Origin of the sequence: Microbacterium excoecariae, from assembly GCF_011326725.1 — a bacterium.
Lineage (GTDB): Bacteria > Actinomycetota > Actinomycetes > Actinomycetales > Microbacteriaceae > Microbacterium > Microbacterium excoecariae.
Map to the genome: position 1 here is coordinate 2,397,277 of NZ_JAANCO010000001.1, position 18,153 is coordinate 2,415,429.

General features: G+C 72.3%; 13 protein-coding genes. 6 read left to right on the forward strand and 7 right to left on the reverse strand.

The window, feature by feature from the left end:
- Window positions 1–5 precede the first annotated feature (5 nt).
- Window positions 6–1,049: a substrate-binding domain-containing protein gene (locus G8E01_RS11070; RefSeq protein WP_166319624.1), complete on the forward strand. Its 1,044-nt coding sequence runs from the start codon at window positions 6–8 to the stop codon at window positions 1,047–1,049.
- Entirely contained in the window at window positions 1,046–3,361 is a 2,316-nt protein-coding gene (gene yicI, locus G8E01_RS11075; protein ID WP_166319626.1) for an alpha-xylosidase, read from the forward strand. The genes G8E01_RS11070 and yicI overlap by 4 nt, the downstream gene beginning before the upstream one ends.
- Before the next feature lie 71 nt (window positions 3,362–3,432).
- Here yicI and G8E01_RS11080 read toward each other — a convergent pair whose 3' ends face one another.
- Window positions 3,433–4,314: a helix-turn-helix transcriptional regulator gene (locus G8E01_RS11080; RefSeq protein ID WP_166319628.1), complete on the reverse strand. Its 882-nt coding sequence runs from the start codon at window positions 4,312–4,314 to the stop codon at window positions 3,433–3,435.
- 125 nt (window positions 4,315–4,439) lie between these two features.
- Between G8E01_RS11080 and G8E01_RS11085 the strand changes: the two genes are divergently transcribed.
- Window positions 4,440–5,225, forward strand: coding sequence for an SDR family NAD(P)-dependent oxidoreductase (locus G8E01_RS11085; RefSeq protein WP_166319630.1), 786 nt, complete (start codon window positions 4,440–4,442; stop codon window positions 5,223–5,225).
- 100 nt (window positions 5,226–5,325) lie between these two features.
- Here G8E01_RS11085 and G8E01_RS11090 read toward each other — a convergent pair whose 3' ends face one another.
- Window positions 5,326–6,183 (reverse strand): serine hydrolase domain-containing protein, encoded by an 858-nt coding sequence (locus G8E01_RS11090; RefSeq protein WP_166319632.1) that lies wholly within the window; start codon window positions 6,181–6,183, stop codon window positions 5,326–5,328.
- Between the two features lie 99 nt (window positions 6,184–6,282).
- On the opposite strand from G8E01_RS11090, the gene G8E01_RS11095 reads away from it, so the two are divergent.
- Complete coding sequence (locus G8E01_RS11095) at window positions 6,283–7,233, forward strand: DUF1214 domain-containing protein (protein WP_166319634.1); 951 nt, start codon at window positions 6,283–6,285, stop codon at window positions 7,231–7,233.
- A 17-nt stretch (window positions 7,234–7,250) separates the two neighbouring features.
- Here G8E01_RS11095 and G8E01_RS11100 read toward each other — a convergent pair whose 3' ends face one another.
- The 4 genes from G8E01_RS11100 to G8E01_RS11115 form a co-directional block, all read right to left on the reverse strand.
- Entirely contained in the window at window positions 7,251–8,147 is an 897-nt protein-coding gene (locus G8E01_RS11100; protein WP_166319636.1) for a class C sortase, read from the reverse strand.
- Entirely contained in the window at window positions 8,144–9,574 is a 1,431-nt protein-coding gene (locus tag G8E01_RS11105) for a SpaH/EbpB family LPXTG-anchored major pilin (protein ID WP_166319638.1), read from the reverse strand. The genes G8E01_RS11100 and G8E01_RS11105 overlap by 4 nt, the downstream gene beginning before the upstream one ends.
- A 43-nt stretch (window positions 9,575–9,617) precedes the next feature.
- Window positions 9,618–12,422 (reverse strand): SpaA isopeptide-forming pilin-related protein, encoded by a 2,805-nt coding sequence (locus G8E01_RS11110; RefSeq protein ID WP_166319640.1) that lies wholly within the window; start codon window positions 12,420–12,422, stop codon window positions 9,618–9,620.
- 242 nt (window positions 12,423–12,664) lie between these two features.
- Window positions 12,665–15,550, reverse strand: a complete 2,886-nt coding sequence (locus G8E01_RS11115) for a helix-turn-helix transcriptional regulator (RefSeq protein WP_166319642.1) — start codon at window positions 15,548–15,550, stop codon at window positions 12,665–12,667.
- Window positions 15,551–15,847: 297 nt separating this feature from the next.
- Here G8E01_RS11115 and G8E01_RS11120 point away from each other — a divergent pair, with 297 nt between their 5' ends.
- Window positions 15,848–16,807: a helix-turn-helix transcriptional regulator gene (locus G8E01_RS11120; protein WP_166319644.1), complete on the forward strand. Its 960-nt coding sequence runs from the start codon at window positions 15,848–15,850 to the stop codon at window positions 16,805–16,807.
- Here G8E01_RS11120 and G8E01_RS11125 read toward each other — a convergent pair.
- On the reverse strand, window positions 16,804–17,784 hold the full coding sequence (locus G8E01_RS11125; RefSeq protein ID WP_166319646.1) for a sulfite exporter TauE/SafE family protein: 981 nt from the start codon (window positions 17,782–17,784) through the stop codon (window positions 16,804–16,806). The two genes, G8E01_RS11120 and G8E01_RS11125, sit on opposite strands and share 4 nt — an antisense overlap.
- A 147-nt stretch (window positions 17,785–17,931) precedes the next feature.
- Between G8E01_RS11125 and G8E01_RS11130 the strand changes: the two genes are divergently transcribed.
- A partial coding sequence (locus tag G8E01_RS11130; protein ID WP_166319648.1) for a phosphoadenosine phosphosulfate reductase domain-containing protein occupies window positions 17,932–18,153 on the forward strand: 222 nt, incomplete at its 3' end.

An 18,153-nucleotide genomic window follows, 5' to 3' on the forward strand; every position in this document is an offset into this window, starting at 1 on the left:
ACGACATGGCAACGATGCGTGACGTCGCCGAACGCGCAGGGGTCTCGATCGCGACGGTCTCCTTCGTCGTGAACGACACGAAGCCCGTTTCCGCGGAAACCCGTGCGCGCATCGAGACGGCGATGGCCGAGCTCGGTTTCCGCCGCAACGTTCTGGCCCGAGCCCTCGCGAGCCAGCGCACCCACATCCTCGCGATCGTCTTCCCCGCCCTGGAGCACACGCTCGGCACCACAGCGCTCGGCGTGGTCACCAGCGCGGCCGTCGCGGCGGCGCGCGCGGGGTTCAACCTCGTGCTGTGGCCCGTCAGCAACGACCCGCAGCAACTCGACGAGTACGTCTCTTCGGGGCTGGTCGATGGCGTGCTCCTCATGGAGGTGACGGCGGAGGATCCGCGGATCCCCGCGCTCGAGCGCCGCGAGATTCCCTTCGGGCTCGTGGGCCGCACGGCGGATCCGAGCGCGCACCTGTTCGTGGACATGGACTTCGCGGGCGCCGTGCGTGAGGGCCTCGCGCACCTCGAGGAGCGGGGGCATCGGAACATCGCGCTGTTGTCGGGCGAGCTCGCCTCCGATCAGCTCGTCGGCTATGGGCCGATCGTCCGCACCGAGGGCGCGTTCTCCGAGGCCATGCGCGAGCGCGGCCGCGAGCCCGTCATCGTGCGCGCGCCCCAGGATCCACGGTCCGGCCGCGCGGCGGCGCGGGCACTCGTGGCGGACCACCCCGACGTGACCGCTGTCCTGGCGCTCAACGAGGGCGCCGTGCATGGCTTCCTCAACGGCCTCGTCGCCGCGGGCCGGCAGGTACCACGGGATGTCTCGGTGCTGGGTCTGGCGACCTCCGAGCAGGCGACGACGACCGCGGATCCCGCGCTGAGCGCGCTCGTCGCGCCGGGCGAGGAACTGGGCCGCGCGAGCGTCGCGGCTCTCGTGAGCCATCTGGCAAACCCCGCCGACCGCGTCCAGCGCCTGGTGCCGTGCGAGCTGCGGCTCGCGGGGTCGACCGGCGCCGTGCGGACGGATGCACACCCCCTGAGAAAGGAAGAATCGTGAAGTTCACCGATGGGTTCTGGCACGCGCGACCGGGAGTGGGGATCCACTACGCGCGAGAGATCGATCGCATCATCGAGGAGGGCGACCGCGTGCGGGTGTTCTCGCCGACGCGCGTCGTGACGCAGCGCGGCGACACCCTCAACCTGCCGATCGTGACGACGACGCTGTCCTCGCCCATGGCCGATGTCATCACCGTGTCGCACGTGCACCACCGTGGCGGGCCGGATCCGCTCCGCTTCCCCGTGACGCAGACCGACGACGACGTCGAGATCACGCGGGACGGGGATCGGGTCGAGCTGCGCGCCGGCGCGCTGTCGGCGCGCATGACGACGGGGAAATCGTTCGAGCTCGCCTTCGAGGCGGAGGGGCGCGCCCTGACGCGCAGCGGCGGCAAGTCGGCCGCATGGGTCGACGTGTCCCCGGACGCCTCGGTCGATCACGGGCCGGTCCAGCTCGAGCGCGCGTCGCGCATGAGCTACATGTTCGAGCAGCTCGACCTGGACGTCGGCGAGCTCGTGTTCGGCCTGGGCGAGCGCTTCGGGCCGGTCGCCAAGAACGGCCAGACCGTGGACATCTGGAACTACGACGGCGGGACGTCGAGCGAGCAGGCGTACAAGAACGTGCCGTTCTACCTCACGAACCGGGGATACGGCGTCTTCGTCGACGACCCGGGGCACGTTTCCTACGAGGTGGGCTCGGAGGCCGTGGAGCGCGTGCAGTTCTCCGTCGCCGGAGAAGAGATTCGCTACTCGATCATCTACGGCCCCGACCCGAAGAGCATCCTCGAGAAGTACACGGCGCTCACGGGGCGCCCCGCGCGGATCCCGGCCTGGACATACGGCCTGTGGCTCTCGACGAGCTTTACGACGGACTACGACGAGGCGACCGTGACCTCGTTCGTCGAGGGCATGCGCGAGCGCGAGATCCCGCTGAGCGTGTTCCACTTCGACTGCTTCTGGATGCGCGAGTTCACGTGGTGCGACTTCGAGTGGGACACGCGGGTCTTCCCTGATCCGGAGGGCATGCTGTCGCGCCTGCACGAGCGGGGCCTCCGGGTGTCGGTGTGGATCAACCCCTATATCGCGCAGCAGTCGCCGTTGTTCGACGAGGGTCTCGCGCGCGGGTACTTCGTGCACCGGCGCGACGGGTCCGTATGGCAGTGGGACCGTTGGCAGGCGGGCATGGCGCTCGTGGATTTCACCAACCCGGATGCGACGTCCTGGTACAAGGACAAGCTGCGGGCGCTCGTGCGGCAGGGTGTGGACGTGTTCAAGACCGACTTCGGCGAGCGCATCCCCGTGGACGTCGTGTACGCGGACGGGTCCGATCCCGAGCGCCTGCACAACTACTACACGCACCTCTACAACCAGGCCGTCCACGAGGTGCTCGCCGAGGAGCGCGGCGAGGGCGAGGCCGTGCTGTTCGCGCGCTCGGCGAGCGCGGGCGGGCAGAGCTTCCCCATCCATTGGGGTGGGGACAGCACGGCCTCCTTTGCGTCGATGGCCGAGACGCTGCGCGGCGGCCTGTCGCTTGCGTACTCGGGCTTCGGGTACTGGAGCCACGACATCGGCGGCTTCGAGCATGCGCCCGACGTGGGCGTCTTCAAGCGCTGGGTGGCCTTCGGCCTCATGTCGAGCCACAGCCGCTTCCACGGCAGCGGGTCGTATCGCGTCCCGTGGATGTTCGGCGAGGACGAGGCGGACCCGCAGAGCGCCGTCGCCGTGACTCGCACCTTCGCGCGCCTGAAGAACCGACTCGCGCCGTACCTCATCGCGGCCGGGCGCGAGGCGCACGACTCGGGCACGCCGATCATGCGGCCGATGATGCTGGAGTTCCCGGAGGACCCGGCGACGCCGCACCTGGACCGGCAGTACATGCTGGGGGGCGACCTGCTCGTCGCGCCCGTGTTCCACGCATCGGGTGTCGCGGAGTTCTACCTGCCGGAAGGCTCCTGGCGTGCGCTGCGGACGGGCGCGGTCGCGGAGGCGGGGTGGCGGCGGGAGGAGCACGGGTTCGACTCGCTGCCGCTGTACGTCCGCGAGGGCGCGGTGATCCCGATGTCGGCGCACGAGGACCGGCCGGACGCGGATCACCTGGATGGGCTGACGCTCCTCGTGCACCCCGGGACGGACCCGGGCTGGACGCGCACGCTGCGCGTGGAGCGACCGGACGGCTCGACCGCGGAGTTCCGCGCGCACCGCGACGGGGACGACGTGATCGTCACCGGTCCCGCGGGCGCATGGGGCGTGGAGGTGCTCGGCGGCGCCACGTCGGCCTCCGCCTCGGGCACCGCTCGCGTGCGAGCGGCCTGATTCCCTGCGAGGGGCCGCGGAGTGCGCAGCCGCGGCCCCTCGCCGCAGCCGCGCACTCCGCGGCCTCCCTCTTACGCTCCCCCGCGCGCCTCGGCTTCGACTCTCCCGGCGCCGTCCGCACCCGGGGAACCCGACACCCCCCACGCCCCCAACAACCCCAACGCCTCCCGGCTCGCCGCGTCGCGCGCCGTGTAGATAAACAGGGTCTGCGTCTCGTCGTCCGGCACGACGAACGCCTCCCACTCGATCGTGAGCTCGCCGGCGATGGGGTGGCGGAAGCGCTTCGTGCCAGAGGTGCGGCCCTGCGGGTTCGGCTCCGCCCACCACTTCCGAAACTCCGGGGTCGACGTCGACAGCTCCCCCACGAGCGCCGCGATCTCCGCGTCGTGCGGGTGGGCGCTCGCCTCGAGCTGCAGTACGCCCGTCATCTCGGTGGCCACGACGCTCCAGTCGACATAGAGGGTGCGGGTGGACGGATCCGTCATGATCCACCGCAAGAGGTTCCGGTCGCCGACGGGGTGCGCGGAGAAGTCGTGCAACAGCGCCCACGCGAGCGCGTTGCCGGCGAGCACCTCCATGCGGGGCCCGAGGACGAAAGCGGGCTGGTCGTCGAGGCCCCGGATCATCCGCTCGATGCCCGGCCGGACGACGGGGGTCGCGGATCCGCGGATCCCCGCGCTCGGCCGCGCGAGATTCACGAGGTAGTCGCGCTCGGCGTCGTCGAGCTGCAGGATCCGCGCGATCGCGTCGAGCACCGATTCGGACGGCCGCACCTGCCGCCCCTGCTCGAGCCGCACGTACCAGTCCACGCTCACGCCCGCGAGGAACGCGACCTCCTCGCGCCGCAGGCCGGGCACGCGCCGAACGCCCTGGGCCGGGATCCCGGCCATCGCCGGCGTGATCGCCGCACGCCGGGCGGTGAGGAAGTCGCTGAGCGCGTCGTTTCGGGCCATGCGCCCATTGTCGCCCCGGCGCCCGCAACGTGGGTGGGCCGCAATGTCCTACGGTCCCCCGTCCCTTCCGCGGCCCCCGGTCGAGGGCGGAGAGTGGATCCGACCACGCAACCCCAAGGAGCACCATGACCACCAGCCCCCTCGCCCTCGTCACGGGCGGATCCTCCGGCATCGGCCTCGAGATCGCGAAGCAGCTCGCGGGCCGCGGCTACGACGTCGCGATCTCGGGCCAGAGCGAGCGCGTGTTCGCCGCGGCCGAGGAGCTCCGCGCGCTCGGCCAGGAGGCCTACCCCTTCCAGGCCGACCTCGGCACCTACGACGGCGTCGAGGCCTTCTGGGCCTTCGTGACCGCGCTCGGCCGCCCGGTCGAGGTCGCGGCGCTGAACGTCGGCATCAGCAAGGGCGGATCCTTCCTCGAGAACTCCCTCGAGGACGAGTTCCGCATCATCGCCATCAACATCACGGGCACCGTCCACCTCGCCAAGCGCGTCGTGCATCACATGGCGCCCCGGGGCGCGGGGCGGATCCTCGTCGTCTCGTCCGTGAGCGCCACGACGCCGACGCCCTACGAGACGGTCTACGGGCCGACGAAGGCGTTCGGGTACTCCTTCGCGGAGGGCCTCCGGGAGGAACTCATCGAGACGGGCATCTCCGTCACGGCGCTGCTGCCCGGCGCGACGAACAGCGACTTCCACGCGAACGCCGGGATGCACGACACGGTCTACGGCGACAACTCGTGGAAGAACGACAAGACCCTCGTGGCCCGGCAGGGCGTCGACGCGCTGTTCGCCGGCGACGATTTTGTCGTGGGCGGCGACGAGCGGACCCAGGAGGCCTACCGCACGAACCGCGCCCTCCCCGAGGCGGAGAAGGCCGCCCGGCACGCGGAGGGCGCGAAGCCCCGGCGGTAGCCCTCGGGCCCGGTGCGGCGCCACGACCAACGCTGGCGACCTCCCCCGCGCCACGCAGGCGCCGCGCGCCGTCCGCGCGACCGCCCACGACGCCGGCTCCTCACGCCCCCGCCAGCACCCCCACCACCCGCTCCGCCATCTGATCGGCCCCGAAGTGATCGTCCGCCGTGATCGCCACGACGGCGTCGCCCGAGAAGATGAGCATCTGCCCGTACGCGCCGTGCAGCCGCCACGCGTCTCCCGGCCCGCCCCAGCCGGCGAGCGCGTAGCGGCGGTACGGATCCGCGGACTCCTCCCGCACGAACCACGGCTCGTGGAGGGCGCGGATCCACCCGGGCGAGACGAGCGACTCCCCCGCGTTCCGGATGAGGAGCCCGAGGCGCGCGAGCTCGGTGAGGCTGAGGGGCAGGCCCCCGCCGGCGACGATGTGCCCGTTCGGGCAGCGCTCCCACTCGACCGAGGGGATCCCGATTGGGTCGAACAGCCGCGCCTGCACAAAAGCCCCCACGTCGCCGACGACGGCGCCGAGCGCCCGCATCGCCGTGTACGTCGAGGCGTTGGAGTACTGGAACGCCCGCCCCTCGGTGGGGCGGGAGAGAAACTCGGCGGCGAGGTCGGGCCAGTCGGTCATGAGGGTCGGCGACCAGGGCAGGTCGACGCCGCTCGTCATGTTCAGCAGGTGCCGGGTCGTGACCTCGGAGGCGCCGGATCCGAGCCGCATCCCCGGCAGGTACTCGGCGACGGGCCGGTCGATGTCGAAGAGCCCCGCGTCGCTCGCGATTCCCGCGGCGATGACGCACACGCCCTTCGCCACCGACTGCACGTCGACCCGGGCGTCCGGGACGGCGTCGAAGCGCGCGGTGTCGGATCCGACCCGCACGTGGATTCCCCGCGCGCCGAACCCGCCCTCCTCCACGAACGTCACGAGCGGGGCGAGGGCGCGGGCGGCGGGATCCATGGGGACGATTCTCGCAGGGGGCACCGACATCCGATCGCCCCTCGACCGCAGGCGCACCCCGCCGATAGCCTGGCCCCACATCCACGAGGGGGAGCAACGATGCCGACGACAGTCACGCCCGAGACCTACATTCGCGCGGAGGTGGACGGCCGGTTCGCGGTCTTCCAGGAGCGGGCGGGGGGCGCGGTCAACGCGTTCTACCTGATCTCGCGCCCGGTGCCCACCCACGAGCAGCCGGTGGTGCGGATGAACCGCGACACGCTGTACGGCGGCGGCGTGATCGACACGGCCCGGGGCGCGCGCGTGTTCATCCCGGAGGCGCCGGACGGCCGGTACGTCTCGCTCATGGTGATCGACAACGATCACTACACGGTGGGCGTGTTCCACGAGCCGGGCTGGCACGAGATCGACTCGCCGACGCGCTACTGCGTCGCCGTGCCGCGCGTCGAGCTGCACGACATGCGCGACGAGGAGGAGATCGCCGAGGTGCGGGAGATCCTGAACGCCTTCCGCATCGAGGCGGGGAGCGCGGATCCGTTCGTTCCGGCCGACTGGGACTACGCCTCGATGTTCGCGCTGCGGGCGGAGTACGAGAAGGAGTTCCGCACGTTCGCGCAGTACCCGGCCGAGTGGATGGGGCGCCGCGGCGAGGTCGACGAGGCCACGCGGCACCTGGCGGTCGCGGGCGCGTGGGGCCTGTTTCCCGAGACCGAGGCCGTCTACATCAACTACACGGGCCCGGCCGACGCCACGAAGGGCTACTCGGCGACGTACACCGTGCCGCCATGCGACGCGTTCTGGTCGATCGCGGTGTACGGCGACGACGCGTTCTTCCACTCGGACAACGCGACCCTCAGCCCCGCGACAACGCACATGAACGACGACGGCACGTTCACCGTGTATTTCGGATCCGCCGAGGTCGTCGGCGACAAGCCGAACCGCCTCGATATCTCGGACGGCTGGAACTTCCTGTTCCGCGTGTACCGGCCGCACGCGTCCGTGCTCGCCCGCGAGTACGTGCTGCCGGAGGTGACCGAGATCGCGGGCTGAGCGGGCGGCGGCGCGCCTCAGCCGCGCCGCCGCACCGCCCCGACCACGACCGCGCCCCAGCCGGCCACGGCGACGCCGGCGGCGATGAGCGCCCAGGGAGTGCCCACCCCGGCCGGCTCGGCGTTCGCGGCGGGCGCGTCGTCGACGCGCTCGGCGTGGACGAGCAGGCGGTGGGTGTTGATGCCGATGGGCGTGCAGGTGAGGAGCGTCAGCTGGTCGCGGCCCGCGGCCGGGCGCAGCGAATCGATGTCGGTCGGTTCGACGGTCTCGGATCCCGTGACGCGATAGGTGAGGCTCTCCCCCATCGTCTCCACGACGATCTCGTCGCCCTCCTCAAGGTCCGCGAGCCGTGTGAACAGCTCGGCCTCGGGGAGCCCGCTGTGGCCCGTGAGGACGGCGTGCGTGCCGGATCCGCCGACGGGAAGCGACGTGCCGTACAGGTGGCCGATCCCGCGGCGGAGGGTCTCGTCGGTCGTGCCGTGGAACACGGGCAGGTCGACGCCGATCGCGGGGACGCGGATCCGCGCCATAACGTCGTCGAGCGCCAGCTGATCGAGGTACGCGCGGGCGTCGGCGTCGACGGCGAGCTGCTCCACCCCCGGCGTGTTGCTGAACGGGTCGACGATCGGGCCGTCGGTGAGCGTGTCGTTGTAGGCGTCGGCGGCGGCGAGCGCGCGGTCGCGGTCGGCGTCCGTGAGGCCGGCCACGCGCTCGGAGTAGGAGGTCAGCGCCCCCGCCTCGCTGAGCGACGACACCCAGGTCGCCGCGGGCGGGTAGAGCATGAGGAGGACGCCCGCGAGCGCGAGCGTCGCGAGCCCCACGCGTTGACGCACGACGCGACGGCGCGCGAGACGCCGCGCGGCGACGGCCCGTCGGGGCCGCCGCCGCGCGTCGTGCGTGGGGCTCAGGGTCACGCGGCCTGCTCGGCGACGCGGGCGCGACGGCGAACGATGAGGTACGCGCCGGCGGCGAGGAGGAGCATGCCGAGGCCGCCGAGGACGATCGGCGACGCACCCATGCCACCGGTCATCGGCAGCATGAAGGCGGGCACCTGGCTGTTGGCGATGAGCTCGACCGTGGCGTTGGCGACGGATCCGGCGACGACGGTCACCTGGATCGGCGTCTCGTCAAGCTCGTACCCGGCGGGCGCCGCGGTCTCGACCAGCCAGTAGTCGCGCGAGTCGGCCTGGCCCGTGGCGAGCGACACGGTCGCCTGACCGGCCTCGTCCGTCTCGAGCGAGGCGACGGGCTCGGCGTCGGCGTTCTGCGCCGGGTCGACCGCGTACACGTCAAACGCGGCGCCCTCGAGAAGCTGGGTCTCGTCGCCCGCGGCGTGCTTGACGATCTGGAGCGCGCCCCACTTCGTGTCGACCTCGTTCGACTCGGTGCCGTTCGTGCGCTCCGGGTCGTTGATGAAGACCGTGGCCGTGTTGGGAATGACGCCATCGCCGATGGAGAGAACCTCGGTGGAGAGGACGACGACGAGCTCGGCGCCCGCGCCCGCCGCGTTCGCGACGGCGGGGTCCACCTGGATGGTGACGGTGCCGTTCTCGCCCACGGCGGGTGCCGTCAGCGTGTAGTCCGTACCCTCGACGAGGGCGGTGCCGCCGAGCGAGACGGTGGCGGCCGAGAAGCCGAGGCGCGCGTCGAGCGTGTCGGTCACGGTGTAGTCGGTGTAGGTCGTGCCCTCGGGCAGGAGCGGGACGGCGCTGGTGATGGTCCAGTCGACGATGTCGCCCAGGACGACGGCGCTCGTGTCGTCGACGGCCTTGGTGATCGAGCTCAGCGCGTTCTTCGGGTAGACGTGCGGGGCGTAGTTCCACGCGCCGTCGCCCGCCGGCATCGGCAGGGTGACGAGGAAGGGCACGGCCGGCTGCACGATGGGGTTCGGGCCGGCGGCCGTCTCCGTCACGAGGTAGGCGCCGATCTCGACGTCGGGCGCGGCGAAGGTCGCGATGCCCTCCGCGTCGGTCGTCTCGGCGACGCCCGCCTCGAGCCCGTAGGCGTCGGGGTCGGCGAGCACGTCGGCGGCGGTGAGGCCGTCGAGCGTGTCCCACCCGGCGTTCGTGAGGAGGTCCACGGATCCGAGGCGCTGGACGGTGAACTCGACGCCCTCGAGCGCGTTGGCGTCCGCCGGAACGTCGATCTCAGTGCCGTCGTTCTCGCCGAGCGTGCCGTCGGGCTGCTCGTACTTGTGGATGGTGAGCGTCGGCTCGGCCTCGGGGTCGATGTTGCCGGGGCCGGCGGCGAACGCCGGGCCCGCGGCGAGCGCGAGGACCGCGGTCGCGGTGACGCCGGCGAGGGCCCGCCAGGCGCCGCGTGCGAGGGACTTCTCAGACATGAAGGTTCCTTCTGGATGGGTGGGTGGTGTGATGCGGGGGGTGTCAGGCCCGTCGGCGCCAGGCGCGGAGGGCGGCGGCCGCGGCGATGAGGAGCACGAGCGCGCCTCCCGCGAGGTACGGCCAGGTTCCGGATCCGCCGGCGACCGGCAGGGTGATCTCGCGCTGCGGGTTGGCGATGGCGTCGGCGTGCACGTAGTCACGGTCGGCGCCCGTCAGGGTCGCAGTGAACGACGGCGCGGGGTCGGCGAGCGCGTAGCCGGGGGCGGCCGAGATCTCCGTCACCGTGTAGGTGCCCCAGTCGAGGCCCTCCACGAGGAAGGATCCCGTCTCGTCCGCGTCCTCAACGACGAGCGGGTCGTCGGCGGGGTGGTCGGGGCCGACGATCTGCCACGTGGAGCCCGCGAGCGGGGCCTGCGAGGCGCCGTCGGCGACCTTGGACCAGGCGATGGATCCGGGGATCCGCGCGTTGACGAGGCGGTACGTGTCGGTGTCGAGAGCCGCGACGGACACGGTCGTCTCGTCCACGTCCACCCACTCCTCACCGACGAGGCGCTGGAGGGTGGCGCGGTAGCCCGTCGGGCCCTCTTCGTCGATCGTGTAGTCGTGGTCGGGTCGGACGAGGACGGTGTTCTCGTCCGACGCCTCCTCGGCGCCCGCGATCTCTGCGCGGTCGAGGCCCGCGACTCCGGTGGCCGGGTCCGCGGACAGCGTCCAGTCGTCCGCGGTGTCGCCGCCGGGCAGCGGATCCGCCACGTGCTTGAGCAGCGTGAGGCTCGCCGTCTGGTTGACGGCCTCGCACTCGACGGAGGCCCCACTGGGCACGCTGATCGCGCCCTCGGCGCCCCCGACGTTCTCTCCGGTGATCACGTCGGTGCAGGACCAAGATCCGGTCGACGCGGGGTACTGCAGCGGGCGGGTGCGCTCGTCCACCTGCACGTAGCGCGGGTCGCCGCCGGACTCGGACAGCACGTAGGTCGCGCCGGGGGTGACCTCGGCGGACGTGCCGGTCGTACCCGTCGGGCCGGGCTCGGCGCCCTCGGGGCCCGTGGCGGTGAGCGTCCACGAGGCCGGGTCGGCGTCACCGCCCTCCACGGTCTTCACGAGGCTGAGCGAGGCGGGCGCGGGCGTGTTGTAGATCGTGCAGCTGAGGCGCTCGCCCTGCGCGGCGCTGACGGAGAATCCCGGCGCCGCCGGATCGTCCTCGCGCTCGGTCGTGACGCGGGTGGTGCTTCCCGAGGCGGTGCGGACGATGCACTCGCTACCGAGGTAGGCGTACCCAGACTGCTGGGCCTCGCGGACCTCGACGGTGGCCGTGCCCGAGGTGACGTTCAGCGGGTAGCTGACCGACCCGGTGCCGTCGTCCGTCGTGGTGCGCGTGGCGGGAGCGGGGACGGCGCCGGCCGTCGTGCTCGTGGCCGTGATGTCCCAGCCCGCGCCGGCGGGCTCGGCGTCGGCGGTGTCGCCGCCCTCGGGGACGATCATCTTCGTGACGCTGAGCGACGAGGCGCACTGCGCCTGCACGAGGTCGGCGAGGGCGCGCCCGGCCTGGTTGACATCGGCGAGCTGGTAATAGTCGGCCGTGAGCGCGTTGTCCTGTGCGGCGTTGTACGCCTCGCCGCCCGAGATCGCCGCGAGGTTGAGGCCGGTCTGCGCGTCCGTGATGCCGGGGCCGACGCCTACGGCGAGGACGCGCGTGCCCTGCGACTTCAGCACGTTGGCCGAGAAGATGCCGTTCTCGACCTCGCGAAAACGCGTGTAGTTGCCGGACCCGTTGACCGTGCTGCCTCCCGAGATGGCATCCGGCCCGTAGAGGGTCGGGTTGCCGTCGGTCAGGACGACGGCGACGTCGTAGTCGTTGAGCGCGCCGGTGGCCTGCGCGGGCGCGTAGAGGCCGCGATCCCAGTTGGTCCCGCCGCGGATGGCGGTCCCGGCCAGGGTCGGCGTCGTCCAATCGGCGTAGGTGCTCGTGAACGCGTCGGCGGCGGACTGCGTCGCGACGGAGCGCAGCGTCGGGTCGTTGGGCTGGGACGTGAGCGCGGGCGAGAGCGACCCGAAGGAGAACAGCGCCATGCGCGACGGCGTGCCCACGAGCGCGTTCGCGAGCGCGTCGGCCTGGTCCTTCAGCGGCTCGAGCGCCCCGTTGTTCGACACGGAGTTCGAGAGGTCGAGCACGAGGGCGACGTCCAGCCCGCACGTCAGGGGCAGGTTGGGGTTGACGCGGCGCTGCTGCCAGATGCCGCCGGAGGCGTCTCGGTCGTTGTTCGCATCGCGCCCGTTGCCGTCCCGTGTAGGCACCATGAAGGTGGTGTCCGTCGAGCGGTAGACGGTGTTCGACACGAGGGCGGGCGTACGGAAGACGTAGGGCGTCGCCTGGGATCCGGATCCGTCGCCGCTGCCCGTGCGGAGCGCCGCGCTCGCGACCCATCCGGTCGGTGCGCTCTGCTGCACGACCCAGAACTGCCGGTTGCGGTTCGCCTGGTTCGTTCCCGTGTTCGGGACCGTGAAGTTGCAGTCGCCTTGCGCGTCCGCGACGCAGCGGGCCCAGCCCGCACCGTCGCCCGCGACGCCGTCGGCGCGAGTGGTGGAGGGCCCGGTGGAGCCGCCCGTGCGCAGGTGCAGAACGACGCCGGCGAGCGGCGCGATGGTCGCGCCCCCGGTGCGGTCGCCGCCGGTCTTGATCGTGACGACCGAGGTGGTGTTCGAGGCGGCCGGCACGGCGGCGACGGCCTCGTCGATGGGGGCGACCGCGCCGCCGAGCACGGCGGCCGCGAGGGCGGCCGCGAGCGACGTCGCGAGGACGCGCCGGCGAGTGAATGCGCGCGGGCGCCGGGAAGAAAGCAAGGGCATGTGAGGTCGGCTCCGGGTCGCCGTGAGAGGGGGCGTCCCGAAGTTATGACCTGGCTGAACGGGGATCCTACGAGGTTCGCGTGATTCCCGTGGGGCCTACGGGGAACAACACGTAGACGGTGGGCCTCCCCCGTGGCGCGCACGGATACGGGGGCGATACGGGGGTGGCCCCAGGCGCGCGCGAGCGCGACGGCGATCTCCACGGCGCGTCTGGGCGCGTCGTGAGGAAGGGCGACCGGGCGTTACGCGTCCCGCGGCGCGCGCACGAGGTGCCGCAGCTCGACGCGCGAGGTGAGGCCAAGCTTCGCGAGCGCGTTGGCGACGTGGAACTCCACGGTGCGCACCGAGACGACGAGCTCCTCGGCGATCTCCCGGTTCGTCAGGCCGTCGGCCACGAAGTGCGCGATCTGCTGTTCGCGGCGCGTCAGGGCCGCGGGAACGGATCCGTTCTCGCGCGCGGACGACGGGGCCGGTGCGGACGCGAGGCCCCGCATCTCGGCGGCAAGTCGCCGCGCGCGGGCCGCGAGCGGACTTACCCCGCACCGGCGAAACACGCTGCTCGCGGCGACGACCTCGGACAGGGCGCGATCCCGATGCCCCGACAGGGCGTCGGAGTTGTCGCGCACGAGGGTCGCGAGGTCGACGGCGACGAGCGCGCGGAACAGGCCGAGACCGCGCGCGCGGTCCCCGGGCGTGCGCAGGCCCGGTCCGCGCGCGATCTGGTCGATCGCGGCGCGCAGGGACGACGCGGCGTCGTGGGGCCGGTCGAGCGCCCACGCGTGCAGCCCGCGCGCGTACGCGAGCGTGAAGCGTGCGGGGTTATCGGGGTGCGGGAGGAGGACGCGCTCGGCGTCGTCGACGAGGTCGGGGATGAGTTCGGCGTACCCGCCGCTGTAGAGCCCGCGGGCGAGCATGCTGACGACGGATCCGCCGATCATGCTGCCGCCGATCGGGTTGTCGGCGATGCGCTGGGCGACGTCCGCGAACTCCTCCTCGCTCTCGCCTCCCATCGCCAGCCACGCGTGCGCGTAGTCGACGAGGGCGACGACGGGCGGCGAGGCGGCGAGGGGCACGAACTCCGCGACCTGCGCGAGGGCGGCGTGCGCGCCGGCAGCGTCGCCGCGCCCCGCGCAGAGAAGGGCGCAGACCGCGTGGGCGTAGACGGCGTCCGGCCCCTCCCCCGTCTCGACGAGCCGCGCGAGGGCGTGCTCGATGGCGACGTCCGCGTCGGGCCAGAGCCCCGCGTCGAAGAAGATCAGCGCGCGATGCGTCTGGACGGCCGTCACGTGGTGCGCGCCCGCGGCCGAGTGCGCGAGCGCGGCGTCCAGGTGGGTGAGCGCCACGCGGTTGTCGCCGGTCTGGCGCAGGAGGATCCCGAGGATGCTGTGGGCGGTCGCGGCGGCCTCGCTCGCGTCAGGGACGACGTCGGCGCGGGCGGCCTCGTCCGCGAGCACGCGGATGGACTCCTCGATGTTGTGCGGGCCGACCTCCGCGAGCGCGCACCACACCCGCAGCAACGCCCGCACCCCGCGCACGCGGCCCGCGTTTTCCGCGTCGCCGTCCGGCACCGCGCGGGCGTCCAGCTCGCGCAGGGCGGAAAAGTACACGCTCGTCGCGACGTCGGTGCGGTAGATCGCGGCCGCCATGCGGCCGATCGCCCCCGCCGCCTCCGCGTACGCGAGGACGTCGGCGATGTCGGATCCCGCCAGCGCGTGCTCGTGTTCCTCGAGGATCCGCAGGGCGGCGACGGGGCGGTACCGCGCGGCGGCCGCGCGCGCCTCGAGGGCGGCGCGTAGCGGGCCGGCCGGCATCGCGGCGGCGGCCGGCTCGATCTCGAGGATCCGCTGGGGCGTCGCGGAGACGGCGATCCCGCGCAGGGCAAGGCGCATCGTTTCGGGCGAGGTGTCGAGGCGGACGAGCTGGAGCATCCGGTCAACGCAGGTACCGCCGTGGTGAAGCTCGCGGGCGGCGGTCGCGCGGGCTTCCGCCACGATCGGGTCCGTCTCGCCCGAACCCGGGTGCGCCAGCGCCGCGTGCAGACGGTGCATGAGCGCGGCCTCCGGCTCGAACGCCGCCACGTCGAGGTGCAGGCGGGCGAGGTCCTCCGGGCTCATGCTCGCGCGGATGGCGCCGGCGACCGGCGCGTGGTCGATGCGCAGCGTGCGCCGGTCTGCGTTCGCGGTCACGAGGCCCGTCGCCACGATCGGGGCCGTGTCCACGGCGGTCGCTGTCAGACGCCCGAGGTCCTCGATCGAGATGGGTCGCTGGGCGACGGCGAGCGCCCGAAGCTGGAGCGCGACCTCGTCGCCCTCGTCCACGAGCGCGGCGTGGATCGCGCGGTCGAAGCTCATCAGGCGCGGATCCGTCGACCCGCGCAGGGTGGCGAGCATCCCGTCGACGCTGCGCTCGCCGGCCGGGGCCTGGGCGAGCGCGCGGGCGACGATGTCGAGGTGCAGCGGGTAGCCCCCGGTCACGGTGCGGAGCCGGTCGCTGGCGTGCCGCCAGATCGGGAGGCCGGTGCGCTCGCGCAGGAGGTCCTGCGCGTCGCGCGCGCTGAGGGCGTCGAGGCGCAGGTAGCTCGCGTCGGGACTCGTCTGCGCGAAGCGGGCGAGGCGCTGGACGAGGCGGCGGTGGTTCGGCCGCATCGTGGTCACGATGAGCCCGCGGAATCGATCGAGGGCGCGCAGGACGAGCCAGAGGGCCTCGGCGGAGAGATCGTCGATCCACTGCAGGTCGTCGACGAGGATGATCGCGGGGCCGGTCACGGCCGCGGCGGCCTCGAGCACGCCGTCGACGAGGAACTCGACGTCAACGGCGGGGACGTCGGCGGGTTCCTGCCCGTCGTGGAACACCCGCCACGCGGTGCCGCCGGGAACGTGACGGTCCTGCGGATCGAGCCGGATGGCGAGCCGCGCCGACTCGCCGAGCGCGTCGAACGCGTACTGCGCGAGCGCCGTCTTGCCGATCCCCGGGGGCCCCTCGATCACGACGAGCTGAGTGGATCCCGCCGCGGCGCGCTGGGCGTGCTCGCGCAGGCGCGAGAGCTCGAATTCGCGCCCGACGAAGGCGGCGTCGTGGAGCGGCAGGGCGGTGGCTGCGCCGTCGGGCGTGCGGAGCAGTTCTGGCATCGGCGGATCCCCCAATCCTCCCGCGCGCGACACAGACACCGACGGCATCACTGCCCGCCACCGGCGCCTGAGCCGCAGTGTCGAGCGTTTCGGGTTCGCCGGACGATGCGGGTCGTGGCAATATCCTAGCTAGGCGCGATACCTCGTACCGGCTACGGGGAATTGTGCGGACAAACTGCGACCCGCGGACGGTCTGCGGCAATCCGGGAGGGAATCCGCTCCGAATATCCTCATATTGGCCGACACGTCCCGCGGATCGCGGGCGGCCACGGAAGGATCACCTGTATGCCCGACGCGATGCCTCCCTCTTCCCTCCCGACAGGCATCGCTCCGGCCGGCCATGGCGCACACGCGACCGTCTCTCTCGCCGGCGGCGCGGGCCTTCAGCTGCTCTCGGCCGGGTTGACGGTGTCGTCCGCGTCGCCGGAAGCCTTCCGCGCGCGCCTGGTGTCGGCCCGCATCGGCCACGTCACGTTCCAGGAGCTGACGGCGAACGCCTGGGCGATGGAGCGAACGGTTACCGATGTCCGGGAGGCGCCGAGCGACGTCGTCTTCCTCACGCGCGTCGCGCGCGGCGCCCTGCACATCGAGGCGGGCGACGGCGAGGCGCACACGCTGACGGTGGGCCAGACGGTGGTGCTCCCACTCTCGCGCCCCTTCCGCAATCACACGATCGGGCCGGGCCGCATCGTCAGCCTCGCCCTCCCGGTCGGCGCCCTGCGTATGACGCCCGACCAGGTGGCGCACCGGGCGTTCCGGGCCCTCCCCGCCTCGCCGCTGGACGCCGCGCTCGCGGGGATGACGGACGGGCTGGCGACGGCGGCCCCGACCGACGGATCCCCCGAGACCGCGCTCGTCGCCCGCGCGCTGACGGATCTCGTGCACGCCCGGATCCTCTCCCCCGGACCCGTCGTGAACCAGGGCCCGCCGCTCGCGGACGTGCGCACGCGGGTGCGCGACCTCATTGCGGCGGAGTACACGGATCCGGATCTCACGGTCGCGCAGCTCGCGCGCCGCATGAACATCAGCCGCACCCACCTGCACAAGCTGTTCGAGGGCGAGGAGCTCTCGCTCGCCCAGACGATCCGCCTGCGCCGCGTGGAGGCCGCGGGCCGCGACCTCATCATTACCGAGGACGGGTTCGAGGAGATCGCCCGCCGCGTCGGATTCGGATCCCCCGACGCCGCCTACCGCGCCTTCCGCGCCCAGAAGGGCATGTCGCCGGCGGCGTACCGGCGGCGCGGGTTGGGGTTCTAGCGGGGCGAATCGGCCACGACCTCGTCGTCCCCCGCGACCTTCCGCTCCCCGGCATACGTCGCCTCGAGCCCGTTGGCACGCCGGAGACCCATCCAGCCGACCGTCGCGGCAACGAAACCGAGCGAGACCGCGGCGATCGTCCAGCCGAGATCGACGTTCAGCATCCGCAGCCCGGCGGCCAGGAGGACGAGCGCGAGCGCGCGCCGCACGATGCCGCCCGGCATCAAAGAAGACATACGCGCGCCGAGGATCGCGCCGGGCACGCTTCCGATCGTCAGCGGGATGACGATCGACCAGTCGACGTCACCAAAGAGAAGGTGTCCGATGGCGGCGGCGATGACCAGCGGCACGGCCTGCACCAGGTCTGTGCCGACGAGCCTGTTCATCGACAGCAGCGGGTACATGAGCATCAGCGTGATGATGATGAACGACCCGCTGCCGACCGAGGTCAGGCCCACCATGAGGCCGCCCACCACCCCGATGATGAGCGTCGGAATCGGACGGACCCTGATCTCGGCCGCCTCGCTTCGCCGCGTCGAGGTGCCATACCGGCGCTCCCGAGCCCGGTTGCGCATCCCGATAAACGCGCGCAGACCGAGCAGCGCGGCGGCGATGAGGAGGACGGCGCCGAGCGCGGTCTTGACGAACGCCTGTACCCCGGTGAGCTCGCCAACCGCCGCGATGATAAGGGCACCGGCGAACGCGGCGGGAACGGATCCGAGGGCAAGCCACCCCACGATGCGCCAGTCGACGGTGCCGTGGCGCGCGTGCACGATAGAGCCCGCCGGCTTCATGACGGCCGACGTGATGAGGTCGCTCGAGACCGCGGTGAGCGGGCTGACGCCGAACCCGAGCACGAGGAGCGGTGTCATCAGCGCCCCGCCGCCCATGCCTGTGAGGCCTACGACGACGCCGATCCCGACGGCGGCGATCGCGAGGGGCCAGTTGAACTCCGTGAGCAGTGTGGCCCAGTCCATGTCGAGCAACCTATCAGCACGAGAGGGCGGGGATGTTGGGTTAATGTTCCGGAATACACGCCCGTAATACGCCTCAGGTAAGGTCACCCTGTTGGCATCCCGACCCGGGGTGCCCGGACACCCCTCCGCACAGGAAGGCACCCCTGCGTGAGCTCAGAGCAGCACTACTCGATTTCCCAGCTGAGGCAGTTGGAGGCGGAGTCGATTCATATCATCCGGGAGGTGGTGGCGCAGCTGTCGAGGCCGGCGTTGCTGTTCTCGGGGGGTAAGGATTCGCTGGTGATGTTGCATCTGGCGATGAAGGCGTTCGCGCCGGCGCGGTTGCCGTTCCCGGTGGTGCATATCGATACGGGTCATAACTTCGATGAG